At 68.6% G+C, this 18,111-nt stretch carries 16 protein-coding genes and 1 pseudogene; 2 read left to right on the plus strand and 15 right to left on the minus strand.

Translation table 11 applies throughout. The features are described 5' to 3' along the window. Window positions 1-155 (plus strand): annotated as a pseudogene (locus AC0Z2B_RS25695) (IS110 family transposase); the annotation flags it as partial. 454 nt (window positions 156-609) lie between these two features. Here AC0Z2B_RS25695 and AC0Z2B_RS25700 read toward each other — a convergent pair. The 15 genes from AC0Z2B_RS25700 to AC0Z2B_RS25770 form a co-directional block, all read right to left on the minus strand. Continuing rightward, window positions 610-1,344 carry a glutathione S-transferase family protein gene (locus AC0Z2B_RS25700; protein WP_476300386.1) on the minus strand — a complete coding sequence of 245 codons (735 nt, stop codon included), beginning with the start codon at window positions 1,342-1,344 and terminating at the stop codon, window positions 610-612. Between the two features lie 9 nt (window positions 1,345-1,353). After that, the gene (locus tag AC0Z2B_RS25705) at window positions 1,354-2,136 is read right to left on the minus strand and encodes a cyclase family protein (protein ID WP_476300388.1); all 783 of its coding nucleotides are present in this window, start codon (window positions 2,134-2,136) and stop codon (window positions 1,354-1,356) included. Next, entirely contained in the window at window positions 2,126-3,115 is a 990-nt protein-coding gene (locus AC0Z2B_RS25710; RefSeq protein WP_476300512.1) for an NAD-dependent epimerase/dehydratase family protein, read from the minus strand. The genes AC0Z2B_RS25705 and AC0Z2B_RS25710 overlap by 11 nt, the downstream gene beginning before the upstream one ends. A 10-nt stretch (window positions 3,116-3,125) precedes the next feature. Continuing rightward, complete coding sequence (locus AC0Z2B_RS25715; RefSeq protein ID WP_476300390.1) at window positions 3,126-4,109, minus strand: fumarylacetoacetate hydrolase family protein; 984 nt, start codon at window positions 4,107-4,109, stop codon at window positions 3,126-3,128. Continuing rightward, window positions 4,106-4,669, minus strand: coding sequence for a cupin domain-containing protein (locus AC0Z2B_RS25720; protein ID WP_476300392.1), 564 nt, complete (start codon window positions 4,667-4,669; stop codon window positions 4,106-4,108). Before AC0Z2B_RS25720 ends, AC0Z2B_RS25715 begins: the two co-directional genes overlap by 4 nt. Before the next feature lie 15 nt (window positions 4,670-4,684). Next, complete coding sequence (locus tag AC0Z2B_RS25725) at window positions 4,685-5,455, minus strand: SDR family NAD(P)-dependent oxidoreductase (protein ID WP_476300395.1); 771 nt, start codon at window positions 5,453-5,455, stop codon at window positions 4,685-4,687. Then, entirely contained in the window at window positions 5,452-6,636 is a 1,185-nt protein-coding gene (locus AC0Z2B_RS25730; RefSeq protein ID WP_476300396.1) for an MFS transporter, read from the minus strand. The genes AC0Z2B_RS25725 and AC0Z2B_RS25730 overlap by 4 nt, the downstream gene beginning before the upstream one ends. Then, entirely contained in the window at window positions 6,626-9,091 is a 2,466-nt protein-coding gene (locus AC0Z2B_RS25735; protein WP_476300399.1) for an efflux RND transporter permease subunit, read from the minus strand. Before AC0Z2B_RS25735 ends, AC0Z2B_RS25730 begins: the two co-directional genes overlap by 11 nt. A gap of 4 nt (window positions 9,092-9,095) precedes the next feature. Then, a complete protein-coding gene (locus tag AC0Z2B_RS25740) occupies window positions 9,096-10,139 on the minus strand; it encodes a WD40/YVTN/BNR-like repeat-containing protein (protein WP_476300402.1) in 1,044 nt (347 codons plus the stop codon). 1 nt (window position 10,140) lies between these two features. Beyond that, complete coding sequence (locus tag AC0Z2B_RS25745; protein WP_416427396.1) at window positions 10,141-11,490, minus strand: DUF1329 domain-containing protein; 1,350 nt, start codon at window positions 11,488-11,490, stop codon at window positions 10,141-10,143. 24 nt (window positions 11,491-11,514) lie between these two features. Then, entirely contained in the window at window positions 11,515-13,188 is a 1,674-nt protein-coding gene (locus AC0Z2B_RS25750) for a DUF1302 domain-containing protein (protein WP_476300405.1), read from the minus strand. A 78-nt stretch (window positions 13,189-13,266) separates the two neighbouring features. Further along, entirely contained in the window at window positions 13,267-14,397 is a 1,131-nt protein-coding gene (locus AC0Z2B_RS25755) for an FAD-dependent oxidoreductase (protein ID WP_476300408.1), read from the minus strand. Between the two features lie 33 nt (window positions 14,398-14,430). After that, entirely contained in the window at window positions 14,431-15,438 is a 1,008-nt protein-coding gene (locus tag AC0Z2B_RS25760; protein ID WP_476300411.1) for a fumarylacetoacetate hydrolase family protein, read from the minus strand. A gap of 108 nt (window positions 15,439-15,546) precedes the next feature. Next, complete coding sequence (locus tag AC0Z2B_RS25765) at window positions 15,547-15,879, minus strand: Rieske (2Fe-2S) protein (RefSeq protein ID WP_476300414.1); 333 nt, start codon at window positions 15,877-15,879, stop codon at window positions 15,547-15,549. A 3-nt stretch (window positions 15,880-15,882) separates the two neighbouring features. Continuing rightward, entirely contained in the window at window positions 15,883-16,821 is a 939-nt protein-coding gene (locus tag AC0Z2B_RS25770) for a VOC family protein (protein WP_476300416.1), read from the minus strand. Between the two features lie 224 nt (window positions 16,822-17,045). Between AC0Z2B_RS25770 and AC0Z2B_RS25775 the strand changes: the two genes are divergently transcribed. Continuing rightward, the gene (locus tag AC0Z2B_RS25775) at window positions 17,046-17,969 is read left to right on the plus strand and encodes a LysR substrate-binding domain-containing protein (RefSeq protein WP_473002340.1); all 924 of its coding nucleotides are present in this window, start codon (window positions 17,046-17,048) and stop codon (window positions 17,967-17,969) included. The last annotated feature ends 142 nt before the right edge of the window (window positions 17,970-18,111 follow it).

Genomic DNA, 18,111 nt, shown 5'->3' on the forward strand with positions numbered 1-18,111 from the left:
CGTTCAAGGCGCGCTACGAGGGGCTGCGCGATAAAGGCAAGAGCGCAAAAGTGGCGCTGGTGGCGTGCATGCGCGTGCTGCTGGTCCGGCTTAACGCCATGCTGCGCGACGGCACAGCATGGCGGACGTCATTAACTTGGCAAGACAGTTGCTAGGCGAATCTGTAGCCGCTGCCGCAGGCTGCGCAGGCCTTCACCCTCGCTGGAGATCTTCAGTGCACTCAGGGGCCAGCGCAGCCTGGCGGCAGCGGCTACGCGAAGTCCTGCGCACGGCGCACCTGTAGCAACGGCGGGGCGGCCATCCGCCGCAGGCCGCGTCCTGGAGCAACGCAGGACCGCCGCCGGACGCAGCCTTCGGCAGCTGCTACGCGAATGCGGATACCCCATAGACCGCGATGCAGACGACGCCATTTTCCAGACAGTTGCTGCTACGCGGGCCCCGTAGCAGCGGCCAAAGGCCGCGTCCGCAGGCGCCGCGGGACGCCAGCCATACCGCATCAAGGCCGGACGCCGCCTTCGGCAGCTGCTACGCGGGTCCCGTAGCAGCGGCTACAGGCCGCGTCCGCAGGCGCCGCGGGACGCCATCCCGACCGTGCCGGGGCCGGCCGCGTCAGTTGGCGCCCACGCCCAGGCGGATGCCGGGGCCGTAGGCGGCGGCGAAGGCCGGGCGGTCCTGCAGGCGGGCGTACCACTGGGCGACGTTGGGGCGTTGGTCCCACAGGCGGGCCAGGCCCAGGTCTTCCAGGCGCACGATGCTCGGCATCATGGCAATGTCGGCCAGGGTCAGCTGTTCATGGGCGATCCATGGCGTGTCGGCCAGCGCCTGTTCCATGCGGTCCAGGGACTGCACGATACGCTCCATGGCGGCGTCCAGCTTCTCCTGGGCGAAACCATCGGGCCCCACTTCCAGGGCAAAATGCTTGCGCAGCGGCAGGCGGTTGGCAAACCCCTGGCGCTGCTCGGCGCTCATGTTGCGCAAGCCACCGCCAAAGAACTGCTGGAACGAGGGGTAGCGAATGGCCGGGGTCATCACCTCGTCCAGGTACTGCACCCAGGCGCGCATGTGCGCCCGCTGCAGCGGGTTGGCGGGCACCAGCCGCGGCGCGGGGAACACCTCGTCGAGGTATTCGTTGATCACGCTGGAGTCCACCACCACCTGGCCGTCGTGGGTCAGCGCCGGCAACAGGCCGTTGGGGTTGATGGCCAGGTATTCGGGGGTCAGGTGCTGGCCCTGGTCCAGGCGCAGGCGCTGGTCGGTGTAGGCCAGGCCCTTTTCCGCCAGCACGAAGCGCACGCGCTGGCTGCAGGTGGACACGCCGGCGTTGAACAGTACGAGTTCAGTCATGGGAAATACTCAGTCAGTGATGATGGCCACGGCGCGGACGAAACCGGCCGAAGCGTGTTTGATCTTGTAGGGGAAGCACGACACCTCGAAGCCGCTGGCCGGCAGTTGCTCAAGGTTCGCCAGCTTTTCCATCTGCCCGTAACCGATGTCGCGGCCCGCCTTGTGCCCTTCCCAGATCAGCGCCGCATCGCCGTTGGCGGCGAAGCGCTCGCGGGTGTACTTGAACGGCGCGTCCCAGCTCCAGGCATCGGTGCCCACCACCCGCACGCCGCGGTCCAGCAGGTACAGGGTGGCCTCGCGGCCCATGCCCACACCGGCGTCCAGGTAGCCGGGCTGGCCGAACAGGCTGCCGGCGCGGGTGTTCACCAGCACGATGTCCAGCGGTTGCAGCACATGGCCGATGCGCGCCAGCTCGGCCTCGACCTCGGCGGCGGTGATCACGTGGCCATCGGCAAAGCCGCGAAAGTCCAGCTTCACCCCCGGCCGCAGGCACCATTCCAGCGGCAGCTCGTCGATGCCCCAGGCCGGCTTGCCGCCGTCGGTGGTGGAGGCGTAGTGCCAGGGCGCGTCCATGTGCGTGCCGCTGTGGGTGGTGATGAACAGCCGCTCGGCGGCCCAGGCCTCCTGGCCGGGCATGTCCTCAAGCGTCAGCCCCGGGAACATTGCGGCCATTTCCGGCCAGCCCTGCTGGTGGTCGGTGTACTCGATGCGCGGCAGCAACGGCGGCGGGTCGGTGTAGGGGTTGTTCTCCAGGGTCACGGACAGGTCGATCAGGCGGCGTTCAGGCTTCATGGCAGGGGCTTCCTTGTGCGGGGCGGCGCACCGCAGTGGTCAGTTCCAGGGCATTGCGCACCAGGGCGGTGGCGCTGCCGTCATGGCGCAGGCCCAGGGCCCGCGCCTGTGGGGTTTTAAGCGGTGGCTGGCGGCCGAACTGGGCCTCCAACTGAGGGTCGGGGTGGTAGCTGACCAGCGCGCGGCTGGCTTCGCCGAAGCGCTCGGCCAGGGCATCCACCACCTGGCCGATGGACAGGTGCAGCACCGGCAGCTGCCACACCCGGGGCGCGTCAGGGGCCAGGGGCAGCTCGGCGGCGCGCAGCAGGTTGTTGACGCAGCAGCGCGCCGACATCCACCAGGCCGTGGCCGCCGCCGACACCGGGCACTGGTACGCCTGGCCGGCCGCCACGCAGCGCATCAGCTCGCTCATGAACGCCGAGCGCAGGCCCTGGCCCGCCTGGGGCCGGGCGACAATGCCGGGCAGGCGCAGGGCGCGGCCGTCCACCTCGCCGCGGCGGGCCAGGTCGCTCAGGGCAATCTCGACCATGCGCTTGTGCGCGCCGTAGGACAGTTGCGGCTGCGCGGGCGCCTGCTCGTCCAGCCGCGGCGGCAGGTCCGCGCCGTACACCGCCACGCTGCTGGCGAACACCAGCACCGGCGGCCGCGCGCGGTTGCGCAGCTGCTGCAGCAACTCCAGGCTGGCTTGCAGGTTCACCTCGTAGCCCAGCTCGTACTGGCGCTCGGCGGCGCCCCCGGCGATGCTCACCAGGTGGAACACCACGTCGATGCCATCGGCCAGCACCCGCCGCAGCAGCGCCGGATCGGTGACACTACCGGGGTGCAGACGCAGGCGCGGATCCGCGGCGATGCCCTCCAGGTTCATGTCCAGCAACAGCAACGTGCCGATGGCCTGCCCGCGCAGGCTGCCCGCCGCCAGCAGGCGCTTGACCAGCAGTTGCCCCAGGAAGCCATTGGCGCCGGTGACCAGCACGCGCAGGCCGTTGCCGTCACTCATGGGCCGCTACCACGCGCTGGTCGATGGCGCCGAACACCGACTGGCCGTCCAGGCCGATGACGTCCATGCGCACCCGCTCGCCAAAGCGCAGGAAACCGGTGCGGGGGCTGCCGTGCTCGATCATCTCGATGGCCCGGCGCTCGGCGATGCAGGCCGAACCGACCGATCGGTCTTTATTCGACACGGTGCCCGATCCTACCAGGGTGCCCGCCCCCAGCCGGCGGGTCAGCGCAGCATGGGCGATCAACTGGCCGAAGCTGAAATTCATCTCGCCGCCATGGGGGTGGCCGAACCACTCGCCGTTGCGCTGCACCTGCAACGGCAGCTGCACCCGCCCTTGGGCCCAGGCGTCGCCGAGTTCATCGGGGGTGACCGCCACCGGGGCGAAGCTGGAGGATGGCTTGGCCTGCAGGAAACCAAACCCGGTAAGCATCTCCCGTGGCGCCAACGCCCGCAGGCTGACGTCGTTGACCTGCAGCACCAGCTTGATATGCGCTTCTGCCTGCTCGGCCGGGCAACCCAGCGGTACGTCGTCCACCAGCACCACGAACTCGCCTTCGAAGTCGATGCCCTGGGCTTCAGTGGGCAGGCGCAGGTCATCGCGCGCGCCGTGGAAGTCGTCCCCGGAACCTTGGTACATCAAGGGGATATGCTCCACACCTTCGATGGGGTCGAGGTTGAACGCTTTCTGCATCAGCGTGCCGTGGTTGAGGAACGCCGAGGCGTCGCACCACTGGTACGCACGCGGCAACGGCGCCATGGCCTGGCCCGGGTCGAACGGCTGCGCGCCAGGCGCGCGGCCCTCCTCCAGCAGCCAGGCCAGCGCTTGCAACTGCGGCGCGCAGCTGGCCCAGGCGTCCACCGCCTGCTGCAGGGTGGCGGCAATGGCGCTGGCGCACACGTAGCGGCTCAGGTCGCGGGACACCACCACCAGGCGGCCGTCGCGGCTGCCATTTTTCAGGGTTGCCAGCTTCATGGTGCGATTCCTTGTGCAAATTGCCCGTCCAACAGGATGAACACCATGCGCGCCATCTGCTCGGTGCGGTTGCTCCAGGCGTGGTTCGTGCCGCGCTGCACCACCACGTCGCCGCGGCTCAGGTGCACGTCCTGGTCATCGAGCACCAGCCACACCTCGCCCTCGGTGACGATGCCGTAGTCGACGGTTTCAGTGCGGTGCATCAGCCGGTGGCGGCTGTCGCCGTTGCCGGTACCTGCGTGGGCCTGGCCGATCTCGGCGAAGGCCTGGGCGGCGGCTTCGGCCGTCACGGCGTTCTGCACGCTGTCGGGCGGGATATCCACCACCCGGATCAGGCTGCCCAGGCCGCTGGGGCTCAGTTGCAGGGGCTTGAGGGTGGCGTCATCGCCGTTGTCGATCGGCGCGGGCGCAGCGCCGGTGTTCCAGATTTCATGGAACACCGTGCCGGGCACCGCCTGCAGCGCGAACACGCTGGGCGTAGGGCCGCTGATGGCCACGGTGGCCTTGCCGCTGGCGTCGTGGCCGGTGACCACGCGCTTGAAGGTGGGAAGCGTCTGCATGCACAAATTCCTTGTTCAGTTGCCGTCGCCGATGGTGGTGCCACCGTCGACAATCAGGTTCTGGCCGGTAATGAAGGCGCCGCCGGGGGCGGCCAGCAGCAGCGCCACAGCGGCAACTTCCTCGGGCCGGCCTACGCGGCGCAGGGGCGTCAGCGCCAGGCGCTTGTCCATCACCGCCGGCTGGTCGGTGAGCGGCCGGGCAAACGCGGTCTGCACCACCCCGGGACTGATGGCGTTGACCCGCACATTGCTTGGCCCCCACTCCACCGCCAGGTTGCGCGCCAGCTGGGCCAGCGCCGCCTTCGACAGGCCGTACAGGCCCAGGCCCCGGTTGCCGCGCACGCCGGCGATGCTGGCCATCAGCACCACGCTGCCACCGCCACGGGCCACCAGCGCCGGGATCAACGCCGAGGTGAGCCACACGGCGCTCTGCAGGTTCACCGTCAGGGTGGCCTGCCATTGGGCTTCGCTGGCACTGGCCAGCGGCCCCATGTGCGGGGCGATGCCGGCGTTGCACACGAGGATGTCCAACTGGCCGAAATGCTCCAGCACCGCCTCAGCCAAGGCCAGCACCTGGGCCTGTTGGCCCATGTCGGCGGGCAGGGGCCAGGCGTCGATGCCCTCCTCGGCCAGTTGCGCTGCCACCTGGCGGCAGTCCTCGGGGTTTTCGCTGCTGATGGCCAGCCGCGCGCCCGCCTGCCCATAGGCGCGGGCAACGGCCAGGCCAATGCCACGGGTGGCGCCGGTAATCAGGGCCACCTGGCCGCTGAGGTCGAACAGGTTCATGCATGCTCTCCTTGCAAACGCGCACCACTGAACCGCGGCACCGCCAGGCAGCCCAGCGCCACCAGCCCTTGCAGCAGCCCCACCAGCAGCACCGCCTGGGGCACCGCCGCCAGGTTGCCGCCACTGATGGCCAGCACCAGCAAGGGGCTGACGAACTCGCCGGCGAAGATCGCCGCCGTGAACAAGCCCGTCGCCCGCCCGCGCTGGCTGAAGCCCACCTGGGCCATGATCCAGGTGATCAGGGTGGGCAGCATCAGGCCGATGCCCAGGCCATTAATGACCACCGCCACCACCACGTGCAGGTGGCTGTTGGCGCTGCCCATCAACACGCCGCCGCAGCCGGCCAGCACGAACGCCAGCAGCAACAGCCGCGCCGGGGCAATACGACCGATCAGTCGGAAACTCAAGGCGCCGGCCACCACGCCCAGCTGGTTGCCGCCCATGGTCAGGCCGATCTGCTGCGGGGCGTCGATGCCCAGCAGGCTGAGGATGAAGCCGGCCTGCACCGGCACGATGAACAGGCTGGCACCGGCCAGCAGCGCCAGCAGGTACAACGGGCCCAGGGCGCGCCACGGCAGGCGCGCGGCGGTGCGCTGGGCCTGCGCCGGGGCCACGGGCTCCCACAGCAGCCTGGCCATCAGCGGCAGGAATACCAGCCCCACTGCGTACAGGGCGAACGGCGCGCGCCAGTTGTCCTGGCCCAGCTGCCCGCCCAGGCCCATGAACAGCGCCGCCGACAGCGAGGTGGCAACCATCTGCAAGGCGAACAGCCGCTCGCGGCGGGCGCCGCTGTAGTAGTCGCCCATCAGCGTGGTGCAGCCGGTCATGATCGCCGCTTCGGCCAGGCCGATGCCGGCGCGGCTGGCGACGATGGCCGGCAGCGACTGCAGCCATAGCGGCAGCGTGCCGCACAGCGTGTACAGGGCCATGGCCCACAGCAGCAGCGGCTTGCGCCCTACCCGGTCGGCAATGACCCCGGCGAACGGCGCCAGCAACGCCACCACCAGCGCCGGCAGGGTCAAGGCGATGGGCACCAGCACCGCAACCCCCGGGGTGTCGACGAAATGCGCCTGCATGCGCGGCAGCACCGGCGCCAGCAGCACCGCGCCCAGCACCGGCAGGCAACTGCCCAGCAGCAATAGCAGCGACTGCGGCAGACGCGGTTGGCGATCAGCGTTCATGCACCACCTCCAGGCTCAACGGGCGGGGTTTCTCGGCGCTTTCAGGCACCGGCCGGGGCACGGCCAGGGCTTGTGGCTGGCGCTTGTGGGGCAACAGGAAGTAGGCCAGCGCCGGCAGCAGGATCAACGCACCGGCCATGTTCCAGACGAACATGAACGCCAGCAGCACGCCCATGTCGGCCTGGAACTTGATGGGCGAGAACATCCAGGTACCCACGCCAATGGCCAGGGTCACGCCCGTGAGCATCACCACCTTGCCGGTGAACTGCAGGGCCTGGTAATAGGCCTGGGACAGGCTGGCGCCGGCGCGCATCTGCGCCAGCACGATGCTCATCACGTACAGCGCGTAGTCGACGCCGATGCCCACGCCCAGGGCAATCACCGGCAAGGTCGCGACCTTGACGCCGATGCCCAGGGCCACCATCAGCGCCTCGCACAGGATCGAGGTCAGCATCAGCGGCAGCACCGCACAGAGCACCGCGCGCCAGGAACGGAAGGTGATCAGGCACAGCAGCACCACGGCGCCGTACACCCACCAGAGCATTTCATGGCTGGCCTGCTTGACGACGATGTTGGTGGCCGCCTCGATACCGGCGCTGCCGGCCGCCAGCAGGAACTGCGCCTGGTCGCTGTCGTTGGCCTTGGCGAAGGCCTGCACGCTGTCCACCACGCGGCCGAGGGTGTCGGCCTTGTGGTCGGTGAGGTAGGCGTAGACGGTCAGCAGGCTGCAATCTTCGTTGTACAGGCCACGCGGCGCACCGGCGGTGACCATGTTCAGGGTGGCCTGGTTGTGCAGCAGCTCGTACCAGCGCGGGTTGCCTTCCGACAGGCCCACCAGCACCCGGCGGTTAAGCAACGCCAGGGAATTGGTCGAGTCCACACCCGCCAGGCCGCGCAGCTGCCAGTCGAGGTTGTCCACGCGCTGCAAGGTGTCGTAGCTGGAGCAGCCGCCCGGCGGCGTCTTGACCATCACCGCGAACACGTCGCTGCTGGCGCCGTAGTGCGCCGTCAGGTAGGCGTTGTCCTGGTTGTAGCGCGAGTCGGCGCGCAGCTCCGGCGCACCGGCGTCGAGGTCGCCGACCTTCAGGTGCAGGCTGACCAGGTAGCCGCCCACCGCCAGCACCGCGGCCATCAGCACGCAGGCGCTGGCCCAGCGGCGCTGGGTGAACAGGTCGAGGAAACGCCAGGCCGGGTGGCGCACCGCCCCCGCCGCATCGGCGGCTTCACCGCGCAGGCTGCGCGTGGCCGCCGTGGCGCTGACGCCCACATACGAGAGCAGCACCGGCAACAGGATCAGGTTGGTGAAGATCAGCACCGCCACGCCCAGGCTGGCGATCAGCGCCAGGTCCTGGATGACCTGGATCTTGATGATCATCAGCACCGCAAAGCCCACCGCGTCGCACAGCAGCGCCGTCAACCCGGCCATGAACAGCCGGCGGAAGGTGAAGCGCGCCGCCACCAGCCGGTGCATGCCGCGGCCGATGTCCTGCATGATGCCGTTCATCTTCTGCGCGCCGTGGCTCATGCCGATGGCGAACACCAGGAACGGCACCAGCACCGAGTAGGGGTCCAGCTCGAAGCCCAGCAGCGGCAGCAGCCCCAGCTGCCACACCACCGCCACCAGCGAACAGCTCATCACCAGCGCGGTGCTGCGCAAGCAGCGGGTGTAGCCATAGAGCACCACGGCGGTGATGACGATGGCGGCAGCGAAGAACAGCAGGATCTGGCGCAGGCCGTCGATCAGGTCACCCACCACCTTGGCAAAACCGGTGATGCGAATCTCGATGCCCTGGCCCTGGTACTTGGCGCGCAGGGCCTCCAGGCGCTTGGCCAGGGCGCTGTAGTCCAGGGCCTTGCCGTCGGCGGTGGTGGCCAGCAGCGGCACGTAGAGGATGCTCGACTGCTGGTCGAACGCCACCAGCTGGCCGATCTCGTTGCTGCGCTCGACGTTGCGCTTCAGCGCCTCGAGGCTGGCGGCGCTGCCGTCATAGTTGTCGGGAATCACCGGGCCGCCTTCCAGGCCTTCCTCGGTGACGCCCACCCAGCGCGTGGCCGGGGTCCACAGCGACTTCATGTAGGCGCGGTCGACGCCGGGCAGCAGGTACACCTCGTCGTTGAGCTGCTGCAGGGTGTGCAGGTAGTCCTTGTCGTACACACTGCCGCGGCGGTTGATCACCGCGATGCGCACGGCGTTGCCCAGCCCGGACAGCTCCTGGCGGTGGGCCAGGTAGTTGGCAATGAAGGGCTGGTCACTGGGGATCATCTTCTCGAAGCTGGCGTTCAGGGTCAGGCGCGTGGCCTGCCAGCCCAGCACAATGGTGGCCAGCAGGCACAACAGCAGCACGATGCGCCGGTGGTTGAACAGCGCGCGTTCCAGCAGCGAGCCGGAACGGCTGTCGAAATCGGCCAGGCGCCCGCTGTGCGGCGCCGCCTGGGAAGAGCTGGGGGCATGCATGGGCTTACTCCGCTAAAGACTGGGGGGGCGCTGCGCTCAGGCGCAACGGGCCGGCGAAACCAACGCCCACCAGGCTGCCGTCGCTGGCCTCGGCCACTGCCGCCAACGGCGCGCCGGCCGCCAGTGGCAAGGGCGCAAGGCCGCTGCCGTCGAGCTGGCCCTGCAGCACCGCGCCGGCCTGGTTGACCAGCAGCAGGCGCCGGTGACTGACCCAGGCAGCGTTGATGGACACCGGCAGCGGGTTGCTGATTGCGCTGAAGCTGTCGCCCTTGAGGCTGAACAGGTGGCCGCGCAGGCCGCCCAGCAACACCTCGCCACCGGGCAGCAGCGCCAGGCTGAAGAAGCTGCCGTCGTAGGGGCTGGGCAGCGCCGCGAAGCGCTCGCCGCCGTCGCCCGAGTGCAGCACCAGGCCCTGCTCACCGGCCAGCCACAGCTCGCCGCCGCGCTGGGCCACGGCGTACAGGTGCAGGCCTTGCGGGTTGGGCAGGCGCCCGGCCCAGCTGCTCCAGGTGGCGCCGCCGTCATCGGTGGCCAGGGCCAGGCCGTAGGCACCGACCACCAGGCCATGGCGCGCGTCGCTGAAGCTCAGGGCCAGCAGCGGCTTGTCGGCGCCGTCGGCCACCAGCCGTTGCGCGGCGGCCAGGCGCTGGGGGTTGCCGTCCTGCTGCGCCGCGGCCAGTTCCAGCGCCGCGGCCTTGTGGCCATCGAGCTGCAACTGCCAGTGCTCGCCGCCGTCCTGGCTGTGCAGCACCACGCCGCCGTGGCCCACGGCCCAGCCCTGCTGGCCGTCGACAAACTGCACGGCAGCCAGGCTGGTGCTCACCGGCACCTGGGCCTGGCGCCAGCTGGCGCCGTTGTTGTCCGACAGCAGCACGGTGCCGCGTTCGCCCACCGCCACCAGCCGCGCACCGGCCCGGGCGATGCCCAGCAGCACCGCGTGCAGCGCCTGCGCCGACTGCACGGCCGGCTGGGCCAGCACGTCGGCGGCGTGGGCGCCCTGCCCGGCCAGCGCCAGGCACATTGCGCTGATCAACAAGGTGCGGTTCATCTCAGCGCACACCTTCGCCGGCCAGGGCATCGGGGGTGAACACCGAGTCCTTGTAGGCCTGCACCACCCGGTACTGCTCGTTCTTGCCGGCGAAGATGTCACCGGTGAACCAGGCCCCGGACAGCAGGTCGTAGAAGCCGTTGGTCAGGGTCACCACGCCGGGCATGTCGGGCAGCACCACCGGGGTGGTCCACAGCGCCTTGGCCAGCTGGTTCTGGGCGTCGTAGCGCTCGCCGAGCACGGCGGCCCAGGTGTCCTCGTCCAGGTAGTAGGTGCTGCGTGGCATCACGTGGCGCTTGCCGGGCTTGAGCGTGGCTTCCACCACCCACACGCGGTGCAGTTCCCAGCGGATGTCCGCCGGGTTGAGGTGGTGCTCGCCCAGCAGGTCAGTGGGCTTGGCGGCGGTGAACACCTTGTTCGAGTTGTAGGGGATGTACAGCTCTTTCTTGCCCACCAGCTTCCAGTCGAAGCCGTCGATGCGGCCGTTGAACACATACAGCTCGTCAAAGCTCATGACGCCAGCGGTGGCCGGCGTCGGCGTGTCGCAGCAGGCGTTGGGCAGGCGCCGCACCCGGCGCTGGCCCGGCAGGTAGGTCCACACGCCGGCGTTGTTGGCGTTGAGGTTCTCGCGGCCGGTGATGGCCTCGCCGGCGCGCAGCGGTGGGCCGTCGTTGGTCATGCGGATGGTCCAGAACACCCCGTCCTTCTGGCCGCCGTCAGGCAGGTACCAGGGCATCTGCAGGTCGGCCTTGGAATCGTTGGTGAGCACATGCTTGCCGTCGGCGGTGGTCAGGTACTGGGTGAAGTCGGCGTGCCAGGACGCCCCGCGCCAGCGCAGCAGGTGGTTCCAGATGGCCTCGGCGCCGTTCTTGGGAATCGGGAACGGAATGCCGCCCGAGGCGTCCTGGGGCATGGGGCCGGCAGCGCCGTCCACCAGCTTGCCGTTGATGGCGTTCTTGTAGGTGGCGTCGTACACCGCTTGTGGCGCGGCGGCGGTGCGGTGGGTGGGGTACACGTCGAGGTGGTAGCTGTCAGGGTACTTCTTCAACATCGCCAGGGTGCCGGCCGAGAGCTTGTCGGCGTACTGGGCGGCGTTCTGCGCGGTGATGGTGAACAGCGGCTTTTCGGTGGCGAAGGGGTCGCCGCGCTTGCCGCCGTCCTTGTAGGCCGGGTCGGCCTGGGTCAGGCCGCCGTTCCAGGCCGGGATGCTGTTGTCGGCGTTGCCGGCGCGGGTGGCGCCCAGGGGCGTGAGGGTGGTCTTCAGGGTGTCGGCTTCGCTGGCGGGAACGGCGGCCATCACGCCCTGGGCCAGCAGCAACGACGACGCCAGGGCAGTAAGCAGCAAGGTCATGGGTTTCATCGACTGATCCTCGGTTCAGAAAGTACGGCTGACGCTGAAGGCCACGAAATCCCGGTCCTTGAGCGACTGTTCGAAGGTGTAGTTGTTGTTTTCATCGAGAAAGGTGTTGGCCGGCCCGTAGTAGTGGGTGTAGGTCAGGCCCAGGTTCCAGGTGTTGAGGTAGTTGCCCTTGATGCCGATGTTCATGTCGCCACCGCGGTTGGTGCCAAACTGCGTGCCCAGGGCCTCGGAGGCGCCGTGGGTGTAGCTGATGCCCACGGGGATGCTCACGTCCATGCCGGGGAAGAACTGCCGGTACATGGGCTCGTACACGGTGCGCAGGCTCCAGGCGTCGCGGGTGGCGTTGGGGTCCACGGCGTCGGGGTTGCGGGTGACGCTCAAGGTACGGTTCCACGCCAGCTCGCCGATGAAACTCGACTCCTGGGCCACCACGGTGGGCCCGAAGCTGGCCAGCCACGACAGGTTGGCGTGCAGGGTGTGGCCGGTGGCGTACAGGGCGTCGTCGGCGTCGTTGGAGATGCTTTCGCCGGCCAGCAGCGTGCGCTGGTTGGTGGACGCCAGCGGCTGATGCCAGCGGGTGGACAGTTCGCCGGCGATGTTGAACTGGTCGACGGTGGTGGAGAAGCTCGCGCCCAACGCCTCGATGCCTTCGGGGTACACCCAGTAGTACTCGCCGGCCTGGCCGGTGACCGGGTTGAGGTTGGCGAAGTCGGGGCGCACCAACAGCTGCGGGCTCTTGTCGTGGTAGCGGATGGCATAAAGGCCATAGTCCACGGTCTCGGTGCGCCACTTGATCTGCACGCCACCCTGCCCCGAGTCCTGGGCGTTCTTGTTGCCGCCGCTGTAGAACGCCAGCGGCTGGCCGCCGGGTATCACCGCGTCGCCTGCGAACAGGCGCTCGTTGCCGTTGCCGATGCTGTCGAAGCTGGAGAAGTAGCTACCGGCCGCCGGCAGGCGGTTGGCCTCCCACTCGAACTGGTAGTAGGCGCCCACCGACACGTCCGGGGTCAGCTGGAACTGCCCGGACATCTGCCGCACCGGGCGGATCAGCTCCTTGAACTGGGTATTGGGCACCGACAGGCCCTTGACCACGTCGATGGGCGCCATGCCGCCGGCGATGCCGTTCATGCCGTAGAACAGGCTTTCGCCCCACTGCATGGCGTACTGGCCGATGCGCCCGGACACCGGCATGTCGCCCCAGTCGGCCTTGCCGTAGATGAAGGCGTCGAGAATCTCGCCCTCGCGGCCGTGCAGCTTGCGGGTCTGGTCGGTGAAGTGGTCGTAGTCCACCGAGGTGCTGTTATTGGTGCCCGGCGAGTTGTTGTCGTTGCTCTTGTTGTAGACGTCGTCGTACCAGGCCGCGCCGCTCACCCGGGCGCCGACGTTCTGGTAGCTGATGTCGAACTCGGACAGCAGGTCTAGGCGGTCGGAGATCATGCCGCCGCTGAAGTTGCGGTCGCCGTCGTCGCCGTTCACCGCGGCGGTGCCGGTGGTGAGGCGGTCGCTGCGGCCCTCGGTGCGCCAGGCGGCGCTGTACTTCAGGGTGTTGTCCCAGCGGGTGGTGATGTCGGGGTTGCCGGTGTCGAACTGAAAGGCCTGGGCGTTGCCCGCCAGCAGGCCGAACATCATCAGGCTCAAGGCGAACGGCGGGTGCGCGCCGCGCGGCACGGTGAAGTGCAGACGTACCATGGGAAAACCTCATCTGTTGTTCTTGTTATCAGGTTCGCCGCGCCCAGCGTGGGGCGCGGTCGTGTCACAAGGCGGCGCTCAGATCTCTTCGGCGGTCAACGCCAGCATCGTGCGCACCAGGCCCACGCGGTCGAAGCCGTGGTCGTGCTCGATTTCCTTGTCGCCGGCCAGAATCGAGCTTTCGCTGATGAACTTGCAGCGCTCGTAGCGGCGCGCCATGAACTGCTGCAGCAAGGCCTCGACGCCCTGCCCGCCCTGGGCGCCCAGCAGCTCGCCCAGCACCACGGCGTCCTCGATGGCCATGCCGGCGCCCTGGCCCAGGTGCGGGGTGGTGGCGTGGGCGGCGTCGCCGATCAGCAGCACGCGGCCGCGGTACCAGGGCTCGCTGACGAACACCACCTCCATGGGCTTGTACACCACCTGGCTGCTGTCGGTGATCTGCTCGCGCAGCTCGCCGATCAGGCCATTGAAACCGGCCAGGCGCTTGCGCATCTCGGCGGCCAGGGTGGCGTTGTCCATCCACGGGTTGCCCGGCTCGTAGCTGGTCAGGTACAGGTACATCAGGTCATCGGCCAGCGGGCACAGGCCGGCGTTGCCGTCCGGGCCCAGGTAGTTGGCCAGGTGGTCGATGGCCGGGTCGCGCTTGAAGTTGTGGCGCCAGACCGACTGGCCGGTGTGGCGCGGCGTGTAGGTGTCGCCGAACAGCAGGGTACGCACCTTGGAGAACAGGCCGTCGGCGCCCACCACCAGGTCGTAGCGGCCCTGGCTTGCATCGGTGAACGTCACGTCGACGCCGCTGGCGTCCTGCACCAGCGCCTCGACGCTGGTGCCCAGGCGAATGCGCGTGCCCAGCTCCAGCGCGGTGCTGCTCAGCACCTGGTGCAGGGCCAGGCGCGAGATGCCGACGTTGGCCGGGTACTGCGGGCCCGCCAGGCGCTGGCCGGGGATGCGTGCCAGGGTGTGGCCGTCGGCGTTGTACAGGGCCACGTCCTCGAACGGGAACGCCGCGCCCAGGTAGCCGTCGAGCACGCCCAGGCGGGCCATCTCGCGCACCACGTTGCACTGCTGGATGATGCCCACGCCGTACACCGTCCACTCGGCCTTCAGCTCCACCAGGTCGACGTCGATGCCCTTGCGGCGCAGGGCGATGGCCGCGCACAGGCCGCCGATGCCACCGCCCACTATCAGGACCTTGCTCACTGCTGTCATGGTTATGCTCCGTCTTATTCTTATGGGGGGGTATCAGCGTTCGTCGACGCAGGGGTTGCGCTGGGTGCCCAGCTTGGCGATGGTGCCTTCCATCAGGTCGCCGGCTTGCAGGAAGCGGTTGTAGTGGGTGCCGTTGCCCGAGGGCGAGCCGCTGCAGATCAGGTCGCCGGGCAGCAGTTGCACGCTCTGGGAGATGAATTCGATGATGCGCGCCACGTCGAAGATCATGTCGGCGGTGCTTTCGTCCTGCATGACCTGGCCGTTCAGGCGCAGGGTCAGCTGCAGCTCCTGGGGGTTGCCGACGTAGGCGGCAGGCACCAGGTACGGGCCCATGGGCAGGAAGGTCGGCGCGTTCTTGCTGCTCAGCCAGTCCATGCCCATCTGCGGGATGTCGGGGCGGAACACCTTGGTGCGCTCGGTAAGGTCGTTGACCACCACATAGCCGGCCACGTAGTCCAGGGCGTTTTCACGGCTGACCCGGCGCGCCGGCTTGCCGATGACCACGCCCAGCTCCAGCTCCCAGTCAGGCTTCTTGCTGCCGGCCGGAATGATGATCGGGTTGAACGGCCCGGTGACGCTGGAGGCCACCTTGTTGAACACGAACGGCTTGCCTTCGCGGGCACGCTTGTTCATCAGCTCCACGGCGTAGGCGCGGCGCTGGGTGTTGTCCATGCCGTCGGTTTCGAACTGCGGGTCGTCGACGATCAGGTCCACCACGTGCTTGTGGTAGTTGGCACCCGAGCAGAAGATCTGCCGCGGCAGGTCCACCGGGGCGTGGTAGTGCACCTGGTCGAGCCCCAGGAACGGCAGGCCCTGCTTGTCCGCCGCCAGCTGGCGCGCCAGGCGGTCGAGCTGGACGAAGTTGTGCTCCCAGTGTTCCAGCAGGCCCAGCACGCTGTGGGCGCCGCGCAGTTCGGCCAGGTGCGCCAGGGCGGCCACGGCGACCACCTGGTCGGCGATTACCAGGCCGGCGAAGCGCGGGCTGCCGGCAGCGGAAAAGGTACCCAGGGCAAACGGTGTTTCGATCGATGGATGAGTCATTATTGTCTCCAAGGTCGTGCAATCAGGTTCGGGGCTGGGCAGGGATTTGACTAATCGCATGTTCGGATGCGATGTATCGCCAATCGCGATACCTCCCTGCCCGCCTGTTCAATGGTGTTCCAGCACCAGCCAGCCGTCTTCGATACGGTGCGCCAGGGCCTCCAGGTGCTCGCCGCGGCACGGCCCATGCAGGCATTCGCCGCTGTGCGGGGCGAACTGCGCGCCGTGGGCGTAGCAGATGATTCGCTGGCCATCGGCGGACAGGTAACGGTCCTTGCGGTACTCCAGCGGCACGTCCAGGTGCGGGCAGCTATTGCGGTACACCCGCACCTGGCCTGCGTGGCGCAGGGCGAACACCGTGTCGCTGCCCACCCCGTGGGGGTCGAAGCCGCGGGCCTGGCCCTCCAGCAACTGGCCGGCCGGGCACAGGGCGATGGCCATGGCTCAGGCCTGCTTGGCCGGCGGGCCGCCGGGCGCCCACTTTTCGCGGCCGGCGAACAGGAACAGCTGCGAGTTGTCGGCCGACATCGGCGCCTGGCGCGCGGCCCACGCGTCGTCGTGCTTGTCCATGTCGGCGTCGTACTCGATATGGCAGCCCAGCGGGCTGTTGAAGTACCAGAACCAGTTGGAACCCAGCAGGTGGCGCCCCGGGCCCCAGAAGCTGGTCCAGCCCTTGGCGGCGAAGCGGGTGCCGGCCAGCAGCACTTCGGTGCCGCTGCCCAGGTGGAAGGTGAAGTGCTCGCAGCCCTTCATGTGCGGCGGGGTCTGGATCATGAACAGGCTGTGGTGGTCGTCCGAGCCTGCCGGGCGCATGAACGGCCCCACGCCGACGAAGCGGTCGGTGGTGCGGAAGCCCAGGCGCTGGTAGAACGCCTCGGCCTTGGCGGAGTCGGGCACGAAGTACACCACGTGGGACAGGCTGCGCGGCACGGCGGGCATGTCCGGGCTGATGCCGATCTGGTTCAGCGGCCGCTGCGGCGTGCTGCCGGGGGCGTTGGTGAGGTCGGCGCTGGCGCTGTAGGGGCGGCGCACGCTGAGCTGGAAGGCAATGGCAAAGCCCATGTCGTCGACGCTGTGCAGACTGCCGTCGGCGTCCTTGCGTACGGCGCGGTCGCGGCCCAGTTCGTCCTCGATGGCATCCAGGTCGGCGGCGCTGGCCACCCCGTACACGGTTTCGCGCAGCGACGGCGCCGGGCCGATGGCCGCCGGCAGCGTCGGGTCGTCAAAGCGGCGGATCACCACCGCCGTGCCGTCCAGCGCTTCAAACCGCCCGCCCTGCTCGCTGACGCCCACCGGCGCCAGGCCGTAGTCGGTGAGGCAAGCGGTGCAGGCGGGCACGTCGTCGACGCCAAAAACCACGGCATCAAGGCCAAGGATATTCATGCAGACCACTCCATTGAAATTATGATTGGGCCGCGCTCGGCGGCCGGTGGCATGCCCGGCAGACCGGGATGCGGCACAGAGTGGCGCCCGCCTTGGCAGCTGACTAATCGTGTGTGGGGATGGCATGTATCGGCGTTCGCGATACCTGTGGCCAGGCTTGACGCGCTGATGGTTTGCCGCGAAGGTATCGAGAAAACAACTACAAGAAACCGTGAGCACAAGCCATGCGCTTCAACCACCTGGACTTGAACCTGTTGGTCGCCCTCGACATCCTGCTCGAGGAGCAGAACATCACCCGCGCCGCCGAGCGCCTGCACATGACCCAGTCCGCCACCAGCGGCGTGCTGGGGCGCCTGCGCAGCTATTTCGAAGACGAACTGCTGGTGCAGGTGGGGCGCAAGATGCAGCCCACACCCTATGCCCTGGAACTGATGGAGCCAGTACGCGACGTGCTGCTGAAAATTCGCTCGTCCATCACCAGCAAGCCGGCGTTCGACCCGTCCACCAGCAAGCGCCACTTCCGCCTGGTGACCTCCGACTACCTGATCAGCGTGCTGCTGGCCCAGGTGATCGAGAAAATCAGCCAGGAAGCGCCATTCATCACCTTCGAAATGCTCGGCCCCGGCGACAACTCCAGCGAACTGCTGGTGCGCGGCGAGGTGGACCTGATGATCGTGCCCGAGCGCTACGTGCTCGAAGACCACCCTTCCCAGCTGCTGTTCGAGGAAGAACACGTGTGCGCCGTGTGGAACGGCAACACCCAGGTCGGCGACAGCCTGACCCTGGAGCAGTACATCAACCTGGGCCACGTGTCGGTGGGCTTCGGCCGCACCCGGCACATGAGCATCGAAGAATGGTTCATGAACCAGTACGGCGTCAGCCGCCGCCTGGAAGTCATCACCAACGACTTCAACACCCTGCCCCAGCTGATCATCGGCACCCAGCGCGTGGCCACCATGCACGGCCGGCTGGCGCGGCTGTACGCCAAGCACCTGCCGCTGCGCATCTTGCCCACCCCGGTAAAAATCCCGCTGATGCGCGAGTTCATGCTGTGGCACCGCACCATGGACGGCGACCCGATGCACCGCTGGTTGCGCGAGCAGATCGGCGGGATTATCCAGGGCCTGGAGCAGCCGCTGGCGGCGTGAAATCATGCGCCCACCGCCCCCGTAGCAGCGGGCGCCAGGCCGCGTCCCGCCGCCCCCCCCCCCGTCCCCGCGCCCGCCCGCCCGCGTCCCCCACCCCCCCGGTCCCCCTGAAAAACCGCGGGGCGGCGGGCCGCGGCCGGGC

This window comes from Pseudomonas sp. GYB4201, assembly GCF_056312595.1.

Excerpts from the sequence above, each read along its gene's own strand:
- AC0Z2B_RS25750 (WP_476300405.1), bottom strand. The coding sequence starts at position 13,188 with ATGGTACGTCTGCACTTCACCGTGCCGCGCGGCGCGCACCCGCCGTTC.
- AC0Z2B_RS25740 (WP_476300402.1), bottom strand. The coding sequence starts at position 10,139 with ATGAACCGCACCTTGTTGATCAGCGCAATGTGCCTGGCGCTGGCCGGG.
- AC0Z2B_RS25700 (WP_476300386.1), bottom strand. The coding sequence starts at position 1,344 with ATGACTGAACTCGTACTGTTCAACGCCGGCGTGTCCACCTGCAGCCAG.
- AC0Z2B_RS25705 (WP_476300388.1), bottom strand. The coding sequence starts at position 2,136 with ATGAAGCCTGAACGCCGCCTGATCGACCTGTCCGTGACCCTGGAGAAC.
- AC0Z2B_RS25715 (WP_476300390.1), bottom strand. The coding sequence starts at position 4,109 with ATGAAGCTGGCAACCCTGAAAAATGGCAGCCGCGACGGCCGCCTGGTG.
- AC0Z2B_RS25735 (WP_476300399.1), bottom strand. The coding sequence starts at position 9,091 with ATGCATGCCCCCAGCTCTTCCCAGGCGGCGCCGCACAGCGGGCGCCTG.
- AC0Z2B_RS25765 (WP_476300414.1), bottom strand. The coding sequence starts at position 15,879 with ATGGCCATCGCCCTGTGCCCGGCCGGCCAGTTGCTGGAGGGCCAGGCC.
- AC0Z2B_RS25775 (WP_473002340.1), top strand. The coding sequence starts at position 17,046 with ATGCGCTTCAACCACCTGGACTTGAACCTGTTGGTCGCCCTCGACATC.
- AC0Z2B_RS25745 (WP_416427396.1), bottom strand. The coding sequence starts at position 11,490 with ATGACCTTGCTGCTTACTGCCCTGGCGTCGTCGTTGCTGCTGGCCCAG.
- AC0Z2B_RS25755 (WP_476300408.1), bottom strand. The coding sequence starts at position 14,397 with ATGACAGCAGTGAGCAAGGTCCTGATAGTGGGCGGTGGCATCGGCGGC.
- AC0Z2B_RS25770 (WP_476300416.1), bottom strand. The coding sequence starts at position 16,821 with ATGAATATCCTTGGCCTTGATGCCGTGGTTTTTGGCGTCGACGACGTG.
- AC0Z2B_RS25730 (WP_476300396.1), bottom strand. The coding sequence starts at position 6,636 with ATGAACGCTGATCGCCAACCGCGTCTGCCGCAGTCGCTGCTATTGCTG.
- AC0Z2B_RS25720 (WP_476300392.1), bottom strand. The coding sequence starts at position 4,669 with ATGCAGACGCTTCCCACCTTCAAGCGCGTGGTCACCGGCCACGACGCC.
- AC0Z2B_RS25725 (WP_476300395.1), bottom strand. The coding sequence starts at position 5,455 with ATGAACCTGTTCGACCTCAGCGGCCAGGTGGCCCTGATTACCGGCGCC.
- AC0Z2B_RS25760 (WP_476300411.1), bottom strand. The coding sequence starts at position 15,438 with ATGACTCATCCATCGATCGAAACACCGTTTGCCCTGGGTACCTTTTCC.